The sequence below is a fragment of the Bordetella sp. N genome, assembly GCF_001433395.1.
Classification (GTDB): Bacteria; Pseudomonadota; Gammaproteobacteria; order Burkholderiales; family Burkholderiaceae_B; genus Bordetella_C.
Genome location: NZ_CP013111.1, coordinates 1,934,714 through 1,954,273, shown reverse-complemented (window position 1 = coordinate 1,954,273; position 19,560 = coordinate 1,934,714). Strand labels below are relative to the sequence as shown.

Here is a 19,560-nt window from a genome sequence, read left to right as displayed (position 1 = left end):
GCGGCGGGCAGTGTGGTTCAGCCCGACGCGGTGACGGGCGCTCTGCCGGCCCTGCCGGCGGGCGCCTGCGATTGCCATGTACACATCGTGGGAGAGCAGGCTGCGTATCCCATGCTGCCCGATCGCCCCTATACCGCGGGGCCCGCCACGGTGGCGGATTTGCGCGCGCACATGGCCCGCCTGGGCCTGGCGCGCGCGGTCATCATCCAGCCCAGCTTCTACGGCACCGACAATCGCCTGCTGGTGGACAGCCTGGCGGCCATGGACGGGGACGGGCGCGGTATCGCCGTGCTGAGCGAAGACGTCAGTGACGCCACCTTGACCGAGTTGCACGACGCCGGCGTGCGGGGCGTGCGCATCAATCTGGAAAGCGTGGGCGCCAGCGACCCGGAGACGGTCGTCAAGGCCTTCTCAAGCTGGGCCGGGCGTTTGCGCGGGCAGGGATGGCATATCCAGACGTTTGCGTCGCTGGACGCCATCGCGGCTGCCGCGCCGCGCCTGCGCGGCCTGGGCTTGCCCGTGGTGCTGGATCATTTCTCGACGATCCCGGCGCGCGTCGCGCTGGACGATGCGCGGGTGCGCGAGGTGCTGGCCCTGGTCGGCAGCGGCGCGGCCTACGTCAAGCTGTCCGGGTCCTATCGGATCGACCAGGGCGCGACGCCGCCACAGATCACCGCGCTGGCGCGCGCTTTCCTGCAGGCCAATCCCGAACGCGCGGTATGGGCTAGCGACTGGCCGCATACCAATCGCGCGCCGGGCAAGCTGCCGACGGAGGTCAGCCCATATCGGCAGATCGACCCACGCGGCTTGCGCGAGCAGATCGACGCGTGGCTGCCTGACGCGGATCTGCGGGAGCAGGTGTTGGTCAGGAATCCTTCGCGTTTGTACGGGTTCTGACCCGCCGGCGCGGGTGCGTAGGGGGGGTGAAGCGCCGGCCGGTGGCATAATCGTTCGCCTCAGTGTCACGGAACATGCACCGTTCCTGTTCCGTGACGGCAGTCGCAACGATAACGGGCCAGGCCTGGCCAAGGTAGGACACGCCACATGAAGTATCCGACGCTAGAACAAGGGGCGGCGCAGCTGCGCCAGGGCCAAGCCAGCGCGGCCGGTCTGACCGACGCGGCGTTGGCGCGTGCCGCCGATCCCGCCGGGGAGGGCACCCGCGTTTTCACCAGGCTTTATCCGGAACAGGCGCGCGCCGCCGCGCAGGCTTCGGATACCTTGCGTGCCGCCGGCCTGGCTCGCTCGGCTATCGATGGCCTGCCGATTTCCATCAAGGATCTGTTCGACGTGGCGGGTGAAGTCACCACCGGCGGTTCGGTGGCCTGCGTCGGGGAGCCGGCTGCCGCGGTGACCGCACGCGTGGTGCAGCGCCTGCAAGCCGCTGGCGCGGTGATCGTCGGTCGTACCAATATGGTCGAGTTCGCGTATTCGGGATTGGGCATCAACCCGCATTACGGCACGCCTCTCAATCCTTGGGATCGCACAACGGGGCGCATTCCCGGTGGCTCGTCGTCGGGCGCGGCGATATCGGTGACCGATGGCATGGCCTATGCCGCCATCGGTTCGGACACGGGCGGGTCGGTGCGCATTCCCTCCGCCTTGTGCGGGCTGACCGGCTTCAAACCGACCGCGCACCGGGTCTCGATGGAAGGCGTGCAGCCTTTGTCGCCCAGCCTCGATTCCATCGGGCCCCTGGCGCCGTCGGTGCGCTGCTGCGCCACCCTGGATGCCATCCTGGCCGGTGAGGATGTCGTCACCGCGCGACCGGCGGTTCTGCGCGGCCTGCGGGTAGCGGTGCCCACCACCGTGGCCCTGGACGGGCTGGACGAGACGGTGGCAACGGCGTTCGCGGCGACGCTGCGGCGTCTGGCGACGGCTGGCGTGCTGGTCGAGGAAATCCCGATTCCTGAATTTGCCCAGCTTGCGGCCATCAATGCCAAGGGTGGGTTCACGGCGTCCGAGGCTTATGCCTGGCATCGCGACCTGATAAGCCGGTCCGGCGATCGTTACGACCCGCGCGTGGTCTCGCGCATTCGGCGCGGCCAGGACATCAGCGCGGCCGACTATATCGATCTGCTTGCCGCACGCCGGGCCTGGATCGCCGCAGTGCAGGCGCGCATTGCCGACTACGACGCGCTGGTGTTGCCAACCGTGCCCGTCGTGGCGCCAGCCATCGCCGCCGTCAGCGCCAGCGACGAGGCGTATTACGCGGCCAACGGCGCCATCTTGCGCAATCCCACGTTGATCAATTTCCTCGACGGTTGCGCGCTGTCCCTGCCTTGCCACGAGGAAGGCAGCGCCCCCGTCGGCCTGATGATCGCCGGCGCCCGCGACACCGATCGCCGCATCCTGTCCATCGGCATGGCGGTAGAGGATTTGTTGGCCGGGGATTAAAAGCATTTCGCCCGGCGGGCGTCGCGCGCCGTCGCTGGCGCGGCGCCACGCCCGTTCACCAAGCCAAGGCCGGTATCTTCAGATACCGGCCTTTTGGTTTTCTGCCGCCAGGCGGGCTCCCAGCATATGGCCACCGCCGCTTAGACGACCTCGAACACCCGCTTAGAAGATTTGAAATGGACGCTAAGCGCGTCCATTCCTAGACTCTCTCGCATGACAAAAAATGCATGCGAGGAGACAACGTGCTGAGCAAGGTGTTGGACAACGTCCGGGTACTGGATCTATCCCGTATCCTGGCCGGCCCCTGGTGTACGCAGAATCTGGCGGACCTGGGCGCGGAAGTGCTCAAGGTGGAACGGCCGGGGCAGGGCGATGACACGCGCAAGTGGGGCCCGCCCTATATCCGGTCCACCGATGGCGAGGAAACCTTCTCCGCCTACTTCACCTGCTGCAATCGCAACAAGCAATCCATCTGCCTGGACTTCAGCGCCGAGGCGGATCGCGCCACCTTGCTGGCCTTGCTGCGCGATACCGACGTGCTGGTGGAGAACTACAAGGCAGGCACCCTGAAGCGGTATGGCCTGGACTACGAGACCCTGAAGGCCTTGCGGCCCGGTCTGATCTACGTCTCCATTACCGGCTACGGCCAGGATGGCCCGAAAGCGGCGCGGCCGGGCTATGACTACATTTTCCAGGGCATGGGCGGCCTGATGGGCTACACCGGACGCGCCGATGACGAGCCCGGTGCCGGTCCATTGCGCGCGGGCATGCCGGTGGTCGACATCGCGACGGGCATGTACGCCACATCGGCCATCCTGGCTGCATTGCTGCGCCGCGGTCGCACCGGCGAGGGCGGCCATCTGGACATTGCCTTGCTGGACGTTGCCGTGGCGATCAACGCCAACCAGGGCGCCAACTATCTGATTTCAGGACAGAACCCCGGCCGTACCGGCAATGCCCATCCCAATCTGGCACCCTATGAAGTGTTCCGCGCCAGCGATGGGCATTTCATCCTGGCGGTCGGCAATGATGATCAGTTCACCCGCCTGTGCGCATTGTGCGGACGTCCAGACCTGGCGACCGACCCGCGCTTCACCAGCAACAAAGGCCGCGTCGAGAACCTGCCGGCCTTGCGCGCCATTCTGGGCGACATCCTGATCCAGCGCGACCGCGCGCATTGGACCACGCAGCTTGAGGCCGCTGGCATCGCCTGGGGGCCGGTCAATACGCTGGAAGAAGTCTTCGCCGACGAGCAGGTGCGTCATCGCGGCATGTTGCGTCATGCCGACCACCCGCGCTTCGGCGCAATCCCGCTGGTGCGCAATCCCATGCTCGCCGGCGAACCCGATACCCCGTTACGGCCGCCCCCCTTGATGGGAGAGCACACCGAGGCGGTGCTCAGCCGCCTGGCAGAGAAATCCTGAGCATCCCCTGAGCATCGCTTTACCGCTGTATCGATCCCGCACTATTCCCATAACAATATCCGGAGACATCCATGTTCCCCACGCTGTATCGCGCCGCCGGCGCCCTGACCCTTGCCCTGGGCGCCGCCGCGCTCGCCGCGCCTGCTTCGGCGGCCTACCCGGACCACAGCCTGCAGCTGATCGTTCCCTACGCGCCAGGCGGGACCACAGACCTGATGGCCCGCATCGTCGCGCCCAAGCTGAGCGAAGTATTGGGACAGACCGTCGTGGTGGTCAACAAACCCGGCGCCGGCGGTGCGTTGGGCAGTGCGTACGCCGCGCGCGAGCCGGCCGACGGCTACACCCTGGTGATGGCGGTGGAAAGCTCGCACGCCGTCAATCCCGCGGTCCACGAGAAATCCAGCTACGACCCCGTCAAGGATTTCGCGCCCATCAGCAACCTGGCCAACGTGCTGGGTGTCCTGGACGTGCGGGGTGATTCGAACATCAAGACCTTCCAGCAACTGCTGGACCAGCTCAAGGCCAAGCCCGGCCGCGATGCGTTCGGCTCGTCCGGCAGCGGTGGCTACAGCCATCTGTTCGGCGAACTCTTCCTTAGCAGCACCGGCACCAAGATGCTGCACGTGCCGTACAAAGGTTTGGGACCCGCGCTGGTGGACCTGATGGCGGGCCAGGTGCAGGTGGTGTTCGATAACCTGCCGTCCTCGGCGGGCTTCATCGCGTCGGGCAAGTTGCGCGCGCTGGCGGTGGCTTCGCCGCAGCGGGTCAAGAGCCTGCCGGACGTGCCTACCTATGCGGAGCTGGGCTATCCGCAATTGAACACCCCCAGCTGGTTCGGCCTGGCCGCGCCCAAGGGCACGCCGGCGCCTATCCTCGACAAGCTGAACGGCGCCATCAAGCAGGTGCTGGCCGAGCCTTCGGTCATCGCCGCCATCGAGCAACAGGGGGCCGTGCCGGACTACACCACGCGTGAACAGTTCGCCGCCGTGATCCAGCACTCCTATGGCGTCTGGCAGAAGGTGGTCAACGATATCGGCTTCCAGAAACTGTAGGCAGGAACATCATGAAACAGGACGATTTTTCCCATCCCCACGCGGGCTTCTCCCTGACGCCGCAGGGAGTGGCGACCCTGGAGATCCGTGACGCCGGCAAGCTCAACATCCTCAGCGCGCGCGTGGTGGAGGGCTTGATCGAGGCGCTCGATCACATCGCCGGCCGTGACGACGTGCGCGTCGTCGTGCTGCGGGCACAGCAGGAGAAGGCTTTCGTCGCCGGCTCCGACATCACGGAAATGGCCGGCTTCGACCATGCCGGCGCCATCGGCTACATCGATCGCCTGCGCCAGCTTTGCGATGGCGTGCGCCTGTTGCCGATGCCCGTGATTGCCCGCATACCGGGCTGGTGCCTGGGCGGCGGCATGGAACTGGCCCTGGCCTGCGATCTGCGCATCGCGTCCGAGCAGGCCCATATGGGCATGCCCGAGGTCAAAGTCGGCGTGCCGTCCATCATCCACGCCGCCTTGCTGCCCCGTCTGGTGGGCAAGGCGCGCGCCAACTGGATGCTGCTTACCGGCGAAGTGGTGGAAGCCGATCTTGCCTTGTCCTGGGGTTTGCTGGATCGCGTGGTGGCGCCGGCCGCGCTGGACGCGGAAGTGGACCGGATTGCGGGTATGCTGGCCGGGCTGGGCCCACGCGTGCTGGCCCAGCAGAAGCGCCTGCTGCGCGAATGGGAAGACGAGCCGCTGGAGGTCTCGATCCGCAATGGCGTGCTGGAGTTCGGCGCGGCATTTGGGACGGGAGAGCCGGGTCGCTATATGCAGGCTTTCCTGGATGAGAAAAAAGCGCGCACAAAAGGTGGATGAACCGGGAGTGCCACGATGTCCTATGAACTGAAGGATCTGCGCCTGTTCAAGGCCATCGTGCAGGCCGGCAATCTTTCCGCGGGCGCGGCCGCCATGCATATGACGGCGCCGTCGGCCAGCTACCGGCTGAAGAACCTGGAGTACACCGCCGGCAGTCCGCTGTTCCTGCGCTCGGCCAAGGGCATGACCCTGACGCCCGCCGGCGAGGCATTGGCGCGCCACGCCGATGTCCTGCTGGCGAATCTGCAGGCCATGCAGGACGAGGTCGGCGCTTACGCCCGTAATCTCAAAGGCCGCATCCGTCTGTTGGCCAACAGCAGTTCCCTGAACGGCTTCATCATTCCCAGCCTGGCGCGTTTCCTGGCGACCAATTCCCATATCGACGTCGATCTGCAGGAAGCGGACAGCGAAGCCATCGCCGGCGCCATCAGGCGCGGGGAAGCGGATATCGGCATCTTCGCGGGTCGCTCGCAGGATGCCGACCTGCATTGCGAGCTGTACGCGATCGACAGGCTGATCTGCGCCGCGCCGCCCGACCACCCCTTGGCCACGCGCCCGCGCATTGCCTTCGCGGAAGCCCTGTCCCATGGTTTCGTTTGCATGGACCGGGCCAGCAGCAATTTCCATTTCCTCGAAACGCAGGCCGCCAAGGCAGGCAAGTCCTTGAATGTGCGCGTGCATGCGCACGATTTCGCGTCGGTGCTTTATCTGGTGCGTGCCGGCGTGGGACTGGCCCTGGTGCCGACCAGCGTGGCCGAGCCCGACCTGCGCGGGGGCACGCTCGTTGGCGTGGCCTTGCTGGATGCCTGGGCCTTGCGCGACCTGCACCTGGTCACCCGCCAGGACGCCCCGTCCGGCGGCCTGGTCCGCCAGTTCGCTGATGTCCTGCTGCACGATCCCCAGGTCACGGCGACCCGAAGCCGGGAGCCGGGCGCGCCCTGGATGGCCGCCGGATCAGGCGGGCAGCCCTGAGCGCGGCCGGCGCCAGAACACGACGGTGCCCAGTTGCACCAGGCCCGCCGTCACGCCGACGGCCGCGCCGATCTGCCACGCCAGGTCGTAGTTGTGCAGCAGGTCGTAGACGTAGCCGCCACCCATCGCGCCTGTAAAACTGCCCAGCTGATGGCTGCAGAATGCGACGCCGATCAGCATGGCTTGCCAGCGCAGGCCGAAGGTCTCGGCGATCCAGCCCGACACCAGCGGCACCACGCCCAGCCACAGAAAGCCCATGACGGCCGCGAAGATCAGCGTGGTCTCGGGCGTAGGCAGATTGTGGAAATACCAGACCAGGGTGAGCGACCGCAGGATATAGATGAAGCCCAGCAGCGCCTGCTTGTTGAAGTGACCGCCGGCCCAGCCGAAGAAGAGGCTGCCCAGGGCATTGAAGCCGCCGATCATCGCCAGTGCCTTGGCCGACAGCATGGGATCCATGCCACAAAGATCGAGATACGTCGGCAGATGGGTGGTCAGGAAGACCAGCTGCATGCCACAGACGAAGTAGGCCAGGGCCATGATCACGAAGGGCCCGTTCCGCATCGCCATGCCGAGCACCTGGGCTGCCGTCATTTCGACGCCGGTGGGTGAGCGCGGCGCCACGGGGCGCGGCAGGCGGTCGACGCTGCCGGCGTACCAGGCCGCCGGCAGCATGATCACGGCCAGCACAATGAAGGACACGGTGCCCATGCGCCAATGCCAGTGTTGCATGACCACCTGGCCCAGTGGCGCGGCGATCATCGCGCCCAGCGAGCCGGCGGAAGACACCAGGCCCAGCACCAGGCTGCGCTGCGCCGCCGACACGGGCCGCACCGACACGGCCATCGCCATGCTGCTGCCGGTGGCGGCCAGGCCGGCGCCGATGCAGACGCCGGCGCCCACGATCACCAGCGGCAAGCCATGCGCGCTGGCGAGCAGGACCAGGCCCAGCAGGAACAGGAAAGCGCCGGTCACCAGCAGCGGCCGGAAACCGATACGCGGCACCATGGCGCCCGCGATGGGTTGCAGGATGCCCCAGGCCAGGTTCTGTACGGAGATGGCGATGGTGAAGTCGCTGACGGAGATGCCCAGGTCGCGCGTCAGCGGCGGCACGAAAATCCCCAGGCTCTGGCGCATGCCCATCGACAGGCTCAGCATGACCGCCGCCCCCAACAGTATCGGAAGGGCGGGACGCAAGGCGGATAGCTGCTGCATGTCGGTAGGCCGGGGGGGACGGCTGGCAGGCGACGCCCGCTCGCGGCGCGCGGCGGGTCATCGGGGAGGGTTTGTCTCGGTCTTGCCGCAAATCCTAAATATTGGATATGCGACATACAAATTATGAAATGACTATACAGGTTATAAGCGCGATAGTCTCGTAACGTTTGTGCTGCGCCGCGACATCGAGTGCCTCCCGAAGCGCGCGCGCCGCCAGGCTCAGTCCGGCCAGCGACCACCCAGGGCCAGCGTGGCCTGGGCCGCGCTTTCCTGCACCAGCTTGGACATCTTCTTGATCGCCGCGGGGGTGAAGCGTTCCTTGGGGCCGGACAGGGAAATCACGCCGTGGATGTCGTCGTCCGGGCCGAACACCGGACTGGCCACCGCCGCGCAGCTGGGATCGCGCTCACCCATGGAGGTCATGAGCAGTCCCGCGTCCGCCACGCTGGCGCCCTGCGTGAAGTAGGCCGTCAGCAGCTTGCCCGCCGCGCCTTTGCTCAGCGGCAGCAGGTCGCCGGCGCGGATGCGATCCAGAGTCGAATGGTGGGAATCGACGCGCAACAGGCAGATGCGCGACTGCGCGTCATGATAAGCGTGGAAGGACGCGCTTTCCGTGCCGTGATCGACCAGACCTTGCAACAGCGGCTGCATGATCTCGGCCAGGCGATATGTGGCTTCATAAGCGCGTCCCAGCTTGTGGGCATACAGTCCCAAGGCATAACGGCCGTCGGCGCGCCGCACCACCAGGTTGGCTTTTTCCAGGGATGCGATCAGCCGCAGCAGGGTGCTTTTGTAGAACCCGGTCGCGCGCGACAGATCCGCGAGACTGATGGGGTCGGTCCGCTGGGCGATAGTGTCGACGATGGATAGCGCACGTTCGACGGCGGCGACGCCGTCGGCGGTGTCCTGGGGGGCGGCGGTACGGCTCATGAGGCGGGGGGACGGTGATGTAGGCTAGTGGCCCGAGGCGTTGCCACCATCCTCGTCATCGATCACACGGCTGATGACGGGCCAGTATCGGTCACCCAGGCCACGCGCCAGCGCCGCCTCGAACCACTGGTCCACGTTGCGGGCGCCGTGCGCCGGGATGCCGGTCTGTTCGGCGAGCCGCAACGCATAGTTCAGGTCTTTGCGCGCGTAGCTCACCGGGAACGCTTTCTCGGGAAATTGACCTGGCAGGATAGCCTTTAAGCCATGGTTGCGCAACGCGAAGCTGTCCGCCGAACCCAGCGTGAAGGTTTCCAGGATGACCTTGGGATCGACGCCGGAGCGGCGGGCGATGCCGCGGGCCTCGGCAATGGCGGTGACGGTCTCGAACAGCACCATATTGTTGAGGATCTTGACCACCTGGCCGCTGCCGACACCGCCGCACAGGGTGATTTCATTGGCGAAGGTGGCGATCAGCGGCTTCACGCGTTCGAAGACGTCCGGCTCGGCACCGACCATGACCGACAGGGTGCCGGCCTCGGCGGCCGCGCGCGTGCGCGCCACGGGGGCATCGATGAACGTGACCTGGCGTTCGGCGAACTCGGCCGACAGCCGGCGCGTGGTGTCCACGGGCGACGTGCTGGTGTCGACTATGACCTGGCCGGGGCGGGAAGCGGCCAGCAGGCCGGCCTGGCCGTTGTCGCCGCGCACCAGCTTCTCGACGATCTCGCCGGAGGGCAGCGACAGGAAGATGATGTCGCATTCGCGGGCGATGGTGGCAACGTCGACGGCCTGCACGCCATGCGGCGCCAGGCGGGCCAGGGGCTCGGGGTTCATGTCGCAGCCCAGGACGGGCAAGCCGCCTTTTTGCGCCAGGTTGCGGCAGATGGGTTCGCCCATCACGCCCAGTCCGATGAAGCCGACGCGGGTGAAATGACTCATGTTGTAGCTCCGGTAATTCAAATTTTGAGAAGTGGGGCCGCGCGCCTTGGCACAGCGGCATCCCATGTCTTACATGGCGAAGTAGATGCCCTTGGATTGCTGGTACAGGCGCAGGCCGCTGACGCCTTTCTCGCGCCCGATGCCGCTTTGCTTGAAACCGCCGAAAGGCGTCGAGATCGATAGCTGCTTGTAGGTATTGATCCAGACGCTGCCTGCTTCCAGCTGGCGCGCCACGCGCCACGCGCGGCGGTAATCCGCGGTCCAGATGCCCGAAGCCAGGCCATACACGCTGTCGTTGGCCTGCGCGATCAGGTCATCCTCGTCGTCGAAGGGCAGGGCGCACAGCACCGGCCCGAAGATCTCTTCGCGCACGACATGGGCATCGGCCTTCAGGCCCCCGATCACCGTGGGCAGATAGAACGCGCCCTGGCCCAGATGGTCGGCATCAGGGCGGCGGCCGCCGGTCAGGATCTCGCCGCCGTCTTTCAAGGCGGTGGCCACCATGGATTCGATCTTGTCGCGATGGCCGAAGGACGCGATGGGCCCCATGCCGGCGCCTTGCGCGTCGGGCTGGTCGACCCGTATCGCCTGGGTCCGGGCGAGCAGCTTTTCCAGGAAGGCCTGCTGCACTGAGCGTTGCACATAAAGGCGCGAACCCGCCACGCAGGACTGGCCGCTGCCTTCGAAGATACCCCCGATCACGCCTTCCACCGCCGCGTCCAGGTCCGCGTCGGCGCAGACGATGTGCGGCGACTTGCCGCCCAGTTCCAGCGCGACCGGCATCAGCTTGTCGGCCGCCACGCGCGCGATGGCGCGGCCGCTGGCCGTACCGCCGGTGAAGGACACCATGCGCACGCCGGGATGCTCCACCAGCAGCTTGCCCGCGCCGCTGCCCAGGCCGGTGACCACATTCAGGATGCCCGGCGGCAAGCCGGCTTCCAGGGCGATGCGGCCCAGCTCCAATGCCGGCGACGAGGTGACTTCCGAAGGCTTGAGGATGACGGCGTTACCGGCGGCCAGCGCCGGCGCGACCTTTTGCGCTTCCATCGTCAAGGGCGAGTTCCAGGGCGTGATGGCGACGATCACGCCATACGGCTCGTACTGCGTCAGCGACAGATAGTTGCCGCGCGGCGGCGTGACTTCGGCGGTGACCGTTTCGACGACGCCTGCGTAGTAGCGGAAGGTGGCGGCGGCGCTGGCGACCTGCGCCTTGCACTCGCTCCACACCTTGCCGTTTTCGATCATCTGCAGGCGCGCCAGCACGTCGGAGTTGGCGTCGATGCCGTCGGCCATGCGGCGCAGCAAAGCCGCGCGCTGATGCGGCAGCATGTCGCGCCAGGCCTTCTGGCGCACCGCGCGCCAGGCGCTGTCGACGGCCGCATTGACCTGCTCGGCGTCGGCCGCGCCGATCTGGTAATTGGTGGCGCCGCTGGCGGGATTGATCGAGGCGAAGGTCTGCGCGGCAGGCGTCCAGCGCCCGTCGATCAACAGGGACTTGGGTTGCGAGGATGTCGAGGACATGGGTGTCTCTTCCGATGGGTGGGTGTTCGTGTTCCTGGCGCGCGGCTGCGTTTTTTTCCAGGCAAGGGAAAACCCTGGTCAAAAACACACGGCGCGCAAATCCGAAAACGCTATAAAATAGAATACATGTTCTGCGCAACAGAACGACAAGAATATACAAACACCTCATCGAAAACAAGAGGAGACAACTCGATGAAACACAATCATGCGCACATCGTGGCGCTGCGTACGCCCTTGGCCAAAACGCGCCGTGGCGTTCTGCTCGGTGCCGCTTGTGCCCTCCTGGGCGCGACCCTGATGGCGGCCGCGCCGGCGCATGCCGACGACTTTCCAAGCAAGCCGGTCACGATGATCGTGCCGTATCCGGCCGGCGGCGCCACCGACGTGGTGGCACGCGCCATCGCGGAGAAATTGACGGGCGCCTGGAAGCAATCCGTGATCGTGGAGAACCGCGCGGGCGCGGGCACCACCATCGGCGCGGGCACGGTGGCGCGCGCGGCGGGCGACGGCTACACGCTGTTCATGACCACGTCGGCCCATACCATCAGCGGCCACATCTACAACAAGCTCAGCTACGACCCCGTCAAGGACTTCGCCCCCATCACGCTGGTGACCAAGGTGCCGCTGGTGCTGGTGGTCAATGCCTCCGTGCCTGCCAAGACGCTGCCGGAATTCCTTGAATATCTGAAGAAGGACGGCGCCAGCGTCAACTTCGCGTCGCCGGGTAACGGCACCGCACAGCATTTGAGCGGCGAGCTGTTCAAGATCGCCACCCATTCAGCCATCACCCATGTGCCGTATCGCGGCGACGCGCCGGCCTTCACCGATCTGGTGGGCGGGCAGGTGCAGATGATGCTGGCCACCATCACGTCGGCCTTGCCGCTGATTCATTCCGGCAAGCTGCGCGCGCTGGCGGTGGCCAACGGCAAGCGCGTGCAGGCGCTGGCTGACGTGCCCACCTTCGCGGAAGCGGGCATGCCGGGCTTCGAGGCGGCCACCTGGTTCGGCCTGCTGGCGCCGGCCTCGATCAAGCCCGAGCTGCAACACCGCATCTACAAGGATGTCGCGGCCATCGTCGCCACGCCTGACATGAAGCGCCGCATCGAAGACCTGGGCGGAGAAGTGGTGAACAGCACGCCGCAGGACTTCGCCACCTTCATGCAGGAGGAGACGGCCAAGTGGGGTAAGGCGGTCAAGGCCAGCGGGATAGCGGCCTTGCAATAACGTTGCCGCGGCAAGGGCCCTGGTCTTGGCACAGGCTTGCCAGCGCCAAGGCCAGGGCTTACGTTTGCTCCGCGGCAAAGGCCGCCAGGCTGGGCCTCGACGCCCGGCCTGAACAAAAGGAGAACGAGGATGGAGACAACGCACGACCAGGACGCCGGCGCGACGCTGGCGCGGCGGTTCATCGCCAAGGCGCAGGGCTATGCCCGGCCAAGACGATGCAATGTGGAGATGCTGGTGCGCTTCGGCGCCACGCCGGTACACGTGTCGGTGCGTGACGGCCGCGTGAGGCAGGCGGCGGTGATCACGCTGCCGCTCGATTCCTGGGACTTCGGGCTCAGCGCCGATGCCGACGCGTGGCAGCGGTTCTGGGCGCCCGTGCCCGCGCCGGGCTGGCATGACATCTTCGCGCTGAGCAAGCGGGGCGCGCTGCGCATCGACGGCAATCTGCAGCCCCTCATGGCCAATCTTCAATTCGTCAAGGATCTGGTGGCCCTGGGCCGGGAGGATGCGTGATGACGACGCCGACGCAACACGCGAAGCAAGCCACGTCCGTGCCCAAACCCGCGCACATCGAACCCATCGTCGGCCGCTACCTGCACATGGACGTGGACGGCCAGCCGCAGCGCATCTATTTCGAGGAAGCCGGGCAGGGCATACCGCTGGTGTGCCTGCACACCGCCGGCGCCGACGGCCGGCAGTATCGTCACATGCTGTGCGACGAGACGGTGACCAGCCGTTTTCGTGTCATCGCCTTCGATCTGCCCTGGCATGGCAAGTCTTATCCCCCGTTGGGCTGGGAACAGAATGAGTATCAGCTGACCACGGATCGCTATGTGGCGATCATCATGGCGTTCTGCCAGGCGCTGGACCTGCAAGCGCCGGCCCTGATCGGCTGCTCCATCGGCGGCCGCATCGTGCTGGAGCTGGCCAATCGTTACAGCGATTACTTCAGCGCCTTGATCGGGGTCGAAGCGGCGGACCACCAACAGCCCTGGTATGACACCAGCTGGTTGAATCGGCCGGACGTGCATGGCGGCGAAGTCTGCGCGGCCCTGGTGTCGGGGCTGGTCGCGCCGCAATCGCCCGCCGAGTATCGCCACGAAACCTTGTGGCAATACATGCAGGGCGGCCCGGGCGTGTTCCGCGGCGACCTGCATTTCTATCGTGTGGACAGTGACCTGCGCGGCCGCCTGGGCGGCATCCGCACGGACCTGTGCCCGCTGTATCTGCTGACGGGGGAGTACGACTTCTCCTGCTCGCCGGAAGACACCGAGCGCACGGCGGCAGGCATTCCGGGCGCGCAGGTCACCGTGATGCGCGAGGTAGGCCACTTTCCCATGAGCGAGAACCCGGCGCAGTTCCGGCGCTACCTGCTGCCGGTGCTGGACCGCATCCACACAGACGCCAAGGCGTGACCAGATCCCCGCCACCTACAAACAAGCACATCAGGAGACAATGACAATGAAGAAACAAAACCTAGCAGGCTTGATCGCGGCGTTGTCCATCGCATCGGCAACGCCGGCGCTGGCCCAGGCGCAAGGCCAGGACACGCTGACCCTCGGCGCGCTGGTCACGCTGTCCGGCGCGGGCGCGGCCTGGGGCCAGGGCATGAAGAATGCCGCGGAGATCGCGGCCGATCAGGTCAACAAGGCCGGCGGCCTGGAGGTGGGCGGCAAGAAGTACCAGGTCAAGGTCGTCGCCTACGACGACAAGTACCAGGCCAATGAAGCGGTGACGGTGGCCAATCGCCTGGTGTTCGAGGACAAGGTCAAGTACATCATCGGTCCCGTGGGCTCGGCGCCGGTCCTGGCCATCCAGCCCATCACGGAGAAGAACGGCGTCATCCTGATGACGCTGGGCTTCACCGCCAAGGCGCTGGCGGCGGACAAGCCCTATACCTTCCGTCCCAACGTCACGACGGCGGAAGTGTCGCAGCCGCAGATCGACTGGCTGGTCAAGCATGAAGGCCTGAAGAAGGTCGGCGCGCTGTTCCCTAATGACGAGACCGGGCAGCAGATCGCCCAGGATCTGGCCGGCGCCTACAAGAAGGCGGGTGCCGACCTGGCCGCCAAGGAATTCTTCGAGCGCGATCGCGTCGACTTCGTGCCCATGCTCACCCGCATGCTGGCCAGCGGCATCGACGCCATCGAGCTGGACGGCAATTCGCCCGCCACCGCGGGCATGATCGTCAAGCAGGCGCGCGAACTGGGCTATACCGGCAAGATCGTGCGTACCGGCGGGCCCGCCACGCAGGAGATCATCAACGTCGCGGGCAAGTCCTCGACCCAGGGCATGTTCGTGCATACCCCCGTCGATCCGGAACTGGCCTCCACCAAGGCTTATGCCGCGCTCTACGCCGCCAGGTACAAACAGCCCATGAACGGCTTCAGCCCGGCTTTCTACGACGGTACCAATCTGCTGTTCGAGGCGATGCGCCGCGCCGGCACGGTCACCGACACCGCCAAGGTGCGCCAGGAACTGGAGAAAATCAGCGGCTACGACGGCGCGCTGGGCAAGCTGAACTGGACCGGCAAGGCCATGTACGGCATCGATCATCAACTCGACGCACCGTTCTACGTGGCCGAGGTGAAGGATGGCAAGGAAGTCATCCGCGCCCGCTGCACGGTGGCCGGTTGCCAGTGAGGCGCATGTGGATTGGACTCTATTGGCAACCCAGGCCACGGTCAACGGCCTGATCATCGGCTTGCTGTACCTGCTGATGGCGGTGGGCTTCACCCTGGTCTTCGGGGTGATGCGCATGGTCAACTTCGCGCACGGCGAGTTCTACATGCTGGGCGCTTTCGGCGCCTACTTCCTGACCAGCTCGCTGGAGCTGCCTTTCGCGGCGGCCGTGGCGGTGACCTTCGCCGGCGCGGTGGCCGGCGGGGCGCTGCTGGAATGGGGCGTGTTGCAGCCGTTTCGGCGCGATGAACTCAACGGCATGATCGCCACCATCGGCCTGGCCATGATCCTGCAGAACGTCGCCTTGATGTTCTTCGGCCCCGATCCGCTGTCCATGCCACCCGTGGCGGAGGGCGTGACGCGCTTCGGCAAGGTGGTGATTCCAACGGCGCGGCTGTATGTGGTGCTGTTCGCGTGCGTGGTGCTGGCCCTGCTGTATGGCTTCCTGCGCTATTCGAAGCCGGGCCGCGCCTTGCGCGCGGTGGTGGAGGACAGCGAGATCGCCTCCATCCAGGGCATACGTTCGCGCATCTATTACCCCTTGGGCTTCGGCCTGGGCGTGGGCCTGGCTGCCGTGGCGGGAGCCTTGATGGCGCCGCTGTTCTCGGTGTCGCCCTTCGTCGGCGCGGCGCCGCTGCTCAAGGCCTTCATCGTGGTGATCCTGGGTGGGCTGGGCAGTATTCCGGGCGCGGCGGCGGCGGGGCTGCTGCTGGGTCTGGTGGAAAGCTATGCCAGCCTGCTGTTGTCGGGCAGCACCGCGGACATGCTGATCTTCGCCATCGTCATCGTGATGCTCGTGGCGCGGCCCAAAGGCCTGCTGGGCAGGGGAGAGGTCTGACATGAATACCTTTGTATTTCCCGCCACGGCGCGGGATGGGCGTGGTCGCGCCGGCGCCTTGGGGTTGGTGTTGTTGGCGATTCTGGCGGTGCTGCCGTGGTTCGGCGGTCCGTTCGTCCTGCACCTGGCCATCCTGACCTGCCTGAACGCGGTAATGGTCTGCGGCCTGGCCTTGATCGCGCGCTGCGGCCAGTTGTCGCTGGGGCATGCGGCCTTCGTGGCCATCGGCGCCTATGTGTCGGTGCTGGCGGACCGCTTGTGGCAGTGGTCTTTCCTGCCCTCTGCCGCGCTGGGCGCGCTGGCCGCGGGGTTGGTGGCGCTGTTGCTGGGGTGGGTGATCTTGCGCTTGCGGGGCGTGTACTTCGTCCTGGTGACGTTCGCCTTCGGTGAGCTGCTGCGGCTGGTCTTGCTGGACAGCGCGGCGGTCACGGGTGGGGCCAACGGCATCGCGGGCATCGGCCCGGTGGCCGTGCCGGGCTTCGCCTTCGATACGCGCGCCAGCTTCTACGGCCTGGCCCTGGCGGCCGCGCTCGCGTCGACCTGGGCCCTGGCACGCCTGTTCAAGCGGCCGCTGGGACACGCCATCGACGCCGTGTCGGATAACCCCGCGCTGGCCGAGTCGACGGGGCTGAACGTGCATCGCATCCAGGTGCTGGCCTTCATCGGCGGCTGCCTGCTGGCCGCGGTGGGCGGCGCCCTGCAATCGCGTTATATCGGCTATGTGTCGCCGGAGTCCTTCAACACCAGTATCTCGGTGGGCTTCATCATCATGCTGGTGATAGGCGGACGCCGTTCGATCTGGGGGCCCCTGGTGGGCGCCATGATCCTGACGCCTTTGCCCGAGCTGTTCCGCGGCGCGGTGCAGACTCAGCACATTTTCTACGGAGCGGCCTTGATCGTGATCCTGCGCTTTCTGCCGGGCGGCCTGGCCAGCCTGCCGGCGCGCCTGAGCGCGGGCTTGCGCGGCCGTTCTTCCGAGGAGCGCCCATGACCAGCGCCTTGCTGCAAGTCGAAAACCTGTCGCGCCGTTTCGGCGGGCTGGTGGCCCTGCGTGGCCTGTCGTTTTCCGTGAGCGAGGGCGAGATCGTCGGTTTGATCGGCCCGAATGGCGCCGGCAAGACCACGGCTTTCAACGTGATCAGCGGCACCATGCCAGCCAGCGGCGGACAGATCCGCTTCAACGGCGCCGACCTGACCGGCGGACCGCCCAGCCGCGCCGTCGGCCATGGACTGGTGCGCACCTTCCAGTCGGCCGCGACGTATCCCGAGGTCGCCGTGGCGGAGAACGTCTATCGTGGCCTGTTGCCGCGTATCACCGGCACGGTGCTGCACCGGGGCTCAGGCCGCGACGCCGCCGGGCGGCGCGCGGGCGAACTGCGGCCGGACCAGGTACGCGGCGAGATCCAGAGGCTGCTGCAGATGACGGATCTGGCGGCCTGGGCCGATGCGCCCGCCGGCAGCCTGGCCTATGGTCTGCAGAAGAAACTGGGTATCGCGGTGGCGCTGGCGGCGCGGCCGCGCATGCTGCTGCTGGACGAACCGGCCGCCGGACTCAACCACGAGGAATGCAATGAACTGGGCCGTCTGCTGCTAAGCCTGCGTGACAAGCACGGCCTGACCTTGCTGCTGGTGGAGCATCACATGGCCCTGGTCATGGCCTTGTGCCAGCGCATCGTCGTGCTGGTGCAGGGCGAGAAGATCGCCGAAGGCACGCCGGCGCAAGTGCGGGCCGATCCGGCCGTGATCGAGGCCTATCTGGGAGCGCCTGACTATGCCCATGCTTGAGGTGGACAATCTGACGGTGCGTTACGGTCGCCTGGAAGCCGTGCGCGCGGCCAGTTTCAAGGTGGAAGCAGGCCAGATCGTGGCGCTGATCGGGTCCAATGGCGCGGGGAAGAGTTCGTCGCTGAAGGCGGTGATCGGCCTGGCGCCGGCCGCGTCTGGCCGCATCCGCCTGGATGGGCGTGACATCACCACCTTGGCGCCCGCTGCCCGTGTGGCGGGCGGCCTGGCGCTGTCCCCGGAAGGGCGGCGCCTGTTCGGCCGCATGTCGGTGCAGGACAATCTGCTGACCGGCGCGCACGGCGTGCGGTCCAGCGCGATACGCAAGCGGACGCTGGAAGAGATCTACGCCTTGTTTCCGCGGGTGCTGGAACGGCGCGCGCAATTGGCGGGGTCCTTGTCGGGTGGGGAGCAGCAGATGGTGGCCATCGGGCGGGCGATGATGGCCAATCCGCGCCTGTTGATGCTGGACGAACCGTCGCTGGGCATCGCGCCCAAGATCGTGGCGGAGATCGCGTCCGCCATCGAACGCATCAATCGCGACAAGCAGCTGGCGATTGTGCTGGTGGAGCAGAATGCGCGGCTGGCGCTGCGCCTGTCGCATCAGGCCTATGCCTTGGAGCATGGCGAGATCGTGCGGTCCGGGCAGGGGGCCGAGTTGTTGGCGGATCCTTTCGTGCAGAAAGCTTATCTGGGAGTGTGACGTGGAATATGAGATCTACGCCTTGCGCTATGCCCATATGGAGCGCCAGCGGCGCGACAATTTTCTGGGTGGCGACCCGCACGAGGGGCCCATGCCCATGGATTTCTTCGTGTGGCTGCTGCGCGCGCCGGGGCATACGGTGCTGGTGGACACGGGGTTCAACGCGGCCACGGCAGGGCGGCGGCGCCGTGCCCTGTTGCGTTGCCCCATCGAGGGCCTGGGTGCCTTGGGCGTGCGGCCGGAAGGCATCGACGATGTCGTGGTTACGCATCTGCACTACGACCATGCGGGCAATCTGGACAAGCTGCCGCGTGCGCGCTTCCATGTGCAGGACGGCGAGATGGAGTTCGCCACGGGGCGCTGCATGTGCCACGAGCCTTTGCGCCATGCGTATGAAGTGGAGGACGTGGTGACTCTGCTGCGGCGGGTCTACGAAGACCGGGTGGTCTTTCATGACGGCGACGATGCGTTGAATTCCGGACTGCGGTTGTTGAAGATAGGCGGCCATACGAAGGGCTTGCAGTCGCTGCGGGTGCGCACCCAGCGTGGGTGGGTGGTACTGGCGTCGGATGCCAGCCACTACTACGAGAACATGGAACGCTCACGGCCCTTTCCCATCGTCTACAACACCGGCGACATGCTGGCGGGCTACGAACGGCTGCGCGCCGCGGCGGACAGCGCGGACCATATCGTGCCGGGGCACGATCCGCAGGTACTGTCGCTGTACCCGGCGGTGGCGGGGAATCCGGACATCGTGGCGTTGCATCTGCCGCCGAAGGCATCCGCGGGGTGCTAGGCGCCTGCCGTACCTTATGGTCGGCGGGCCCGCCTGGGCGCAAGGAAAAAGTAGGGGGCTCCGCCCCCTACGAGGCCTCCGTGTCAGCAGCGCGGCCGCAACATCGGTGATTGGGGGTTGTAGGGGCGGAGCCCCTACAAAAAAAGGCGCGTTAGCGCAGCTACCCGGCACGGCCCGTGGCGACTGCCATCTTGTTACTTTTTATTTAATTCCTGCTCCGCATTTTTACGAAAATTGCGAATTATTTCCACATAGAATTCACGCTTCCTTAGTCTC

Annotated in this window: 19 protein-coding genes; 15 read left to right on the top strand and 4 right to left on the bottom strand. The window is 66.3% G+C overall.

The genetic code is table 11. The annotated features are described in order from the left end of the window. Window positions 1-12: 12 nt before the first annotated feature. From ASB57_RS08385 to ASB57_RS08360, 6 genes are all read left to right on the top strand, one after another. Complete coding sequence (locus tag ASB57_RS08385; RefSeq protein WP_231755370.1) at window positions 13-897, top strand: amidohydrolase; 885 nt, start codon at window positions 13-15, stop codon at window positions 895-897. 147 nt (window positions 898-1,044) lie between these two features. Continuing rightward, complete coding sequence (locus ASB57_RS08380) at window positions 1,045-2,397, top strand: amidase (RefSeq protein ID WP_057651817.1); 1,353 nt, start codon at window positions 1,045-1,047, stop codon at window positions 2,395-2,397. Between the two features lie 242 nt (window positions 2,398-2,639). Beyond that, on the top strand, window positions 2,640-3,821 hold the full coding sequence (locus tag ASB57_RS08375; protein ID WP_057651816.1) for a CaiB/BaiF CoA-transferase family protein: 1,182 nt from the start codon (window positions 2,640-2,642) through the stop codon (window positions 3,819-3,821). A gap of 71 nt (window positions 3,822-3,892) precedes the next feature. Then, window positions 3,893-4,873 carry a tripartite tricarboxylate transporter substrate binding protein gene (locus ASB57_RS08370; protein WP_057651815.1) on the top strand — a complete coding sequence of 327 codons (981 nt, stop codon included), beginning with the start codon at window positions 3,893-3,895 and terminating at the stop codon, window positions 4,871-4,873. Between the two features lie 11 nt (window positions 4,874-4,884). Further along, a complete protein-coding gene (locus ASB57_RS08365) occupies window positions 4,885-5,682 on the top strand; it encodes an enoyl-CoA hydratase (protein WP_057651814.1) in 798 nt (265 codons plus the stop codon). A gap of 15 nt (window positions 5,683-5,697) precedes the next feature. Then, a complete protein-coding gene (locus ASB57_RS08360) occupies window positions 5,698-6,654 on the top strand; it encodes a LysR family transcriptional regulator (RefSeq protein WP_057651813.1) in 957 nt (318 codons plus the stop codon). Here ASB57_RS08360 and ASB57_RS08355 read toward each other — a convergent pair. The 4 genes from ASB57_RS08355 to ASB57_RS08340 form a co-directional block, all read right to left on the bottom strand. After that, the gene (locus ASB57_RS08355; RefSeq protein ID WP_057651812.1) at window positions 6,637-7,869 is read right to left on the bottom strand and encodes an MFS transporter; all 1,233 of its coding nucleotides are present in this window, start codon (window positions 7,867-7,869) and stop codon (window positions 6,637-6,639) included. The genes ASB57_RS08360 and ASB57_RS08355 overlap by 18 nt on opposite strands. A gap of 219 nt (window positions 7,870-8,088) precedes the next feature. After that, window positions 8,089-8,799: an IclR family transcriptional regulator gene (locus ASB57_RS08350; RefSeq protein WP_057651811.1), complete on the bottom strand. Its 711-nt coding sequence runs from the start codon at window positions 8,797-8,799 to the stop codon at window positions 8,089-8,091. Window positions 8,800-8,823: 24 nt separating this feature from the next. Beyond that, the gene (locus ASB57_RS08345) at window positions 8,824-9,738 is read right to left on the bottom strand and encodes an NAD(P)-dependent oxidoreductase (RefSeq protein WP_057651810.1); all 915 of its coding nucleotides are present in this window, start codon (window positions 9,736-9,738) and stop codon (window positions 8,824-8,826) included. Window positions 9,739-9,807: 69 nt separating this feature from the next. Then, window positions 9,808-11,259, bottom strand: coding sequence for an aldehyde dehydrogenase (locus tag ASB57_RS08340; RefSeq protein WP_057651809.1), 1,452 nt, complete (start codon window positions 11,257-11,259; stop codon window positions 9,808-9,810). Between the two features lie 192 nt (window positions 11,260-11,451). On the opposite strand from ASB57_RS08340, the gene ASB57_RS08335 reads away from it, so the two are divergent. From ASB57_RS08335 to ASB57_RS08295, 9 genes are all read left to right on the top strand, one after another. Next, a complete protein-coding gene (locus ASB57_RS08335) occupies window positions 11,452-12,483 on the top strand; it encodes a tripartite tricarboxylate transporter substrate binding protein (RefSeq protein ID WP_057651808.1) in 1,032 nt (343 codons plus the stop codon). 129 nt (window positions 12,484-12,612) lie between these two features. Continuing rightward, complete coding sequence (locus ASB57_RS08330) at window positions 12,613-12,996, top strand: hypothetical protein (RefSeq protein ID WP_057651807.1); 384 nt, start codon at window positions 12,613-12,615, stop codon at window positions 12,994-12,996. Next, entirely contained in the window at window positions 12,996-13,898 is a 903-nt protein-coding gene (locus ASB57_RS08325) for an alpha/beta fold hydrolase (RefSeq protein ID WP_057651806.1), read from the top strand. The genes ASB57_RS08330 and ASB57_RS08325 overlap by 1 nt, the downstream gene beginning before the upstream one ends. Window positions 13,899-13,944: 46 nt before the next feature. Then, the gene (locus ASB57_RS08320) at window positions 13,945-15,126 is read left to right on the top strand and encodes an ABC transporter substrate-binding protein (RefSeq protein WP_057651805.1); all 1,182 of its coding nucleotides are present in this window, start codon (window positions 13,945-13,947) and stop codon (window positions 15,124-15,126) included. A gap of 22 nt (window positions 15,127-15,148) precedes the next feature. Further along, on the top strand, window positions 15,149-16,003 hold the full coding sequence (locus tag ASB57_RS08315) for a branched-chain amino acid ABC transporter permease (protein ID WP_231755369.1): 855 nt from the start codon (window positions 15,149-15,151) through the stop codon (window positions 16,001-16,003). Window position 16,004: 1 nt separating this feature from the next. Continuing rightward, window positions 16,005-16,994, top strand: a complete 990-nt coding sequence (locus ASB57_RS08310; protein ID WP_082621454.1) for a branched-chain amino acid ABC transporter permease — start codon at window positions 16,005-16,007, stop codon at window positions 16,992-16,994. Continuing rightward, window positions 16,991-17,788 (top strand): ABC transporter ATP-binding protein, encoded by a 798-nt coding sequence (locus ASB57_RS08305; RefSeq protein WP_057651803.1) that lies wholly within the window; start codon window positions 16,991-16,993, stop codon window positions 17,786-17,788. Before ASB57_RS08310 ends, ASB57_RS08305 begins: the two co-directional genes overlap by 4 nt. Continuing rightward, complete coding sequence (locus ASB57_RS08300) at window positions 17,775-18,488, top strand: ABC transporter ATP-binding protein (protein ID WP_057651802.1); 714 nt, start codon at window positions 17,775-17,777, stop codon at window positions 18,486-18,488. The genes ASB57_RS08305 and ASB57_RS08300 overlap by 14 nt, the downstream gene beginning before the upstream one ends. Before the next feature lie 37 nt (window positions 18,489-18,525). Beyond that, on the top strand, window positions 18,526-19,284 hold the full coding sequence (locus ASB57_RS08295) for an N-acyl homoserine lactonase family protein (protein WP_057656014.1): 759 nt from the start codon (window positions 18,526-18,528) through the stop codon (window positions 19,282-19,284). Window positions 19,285-19,560: the final 276 nt, after the last annotated feature.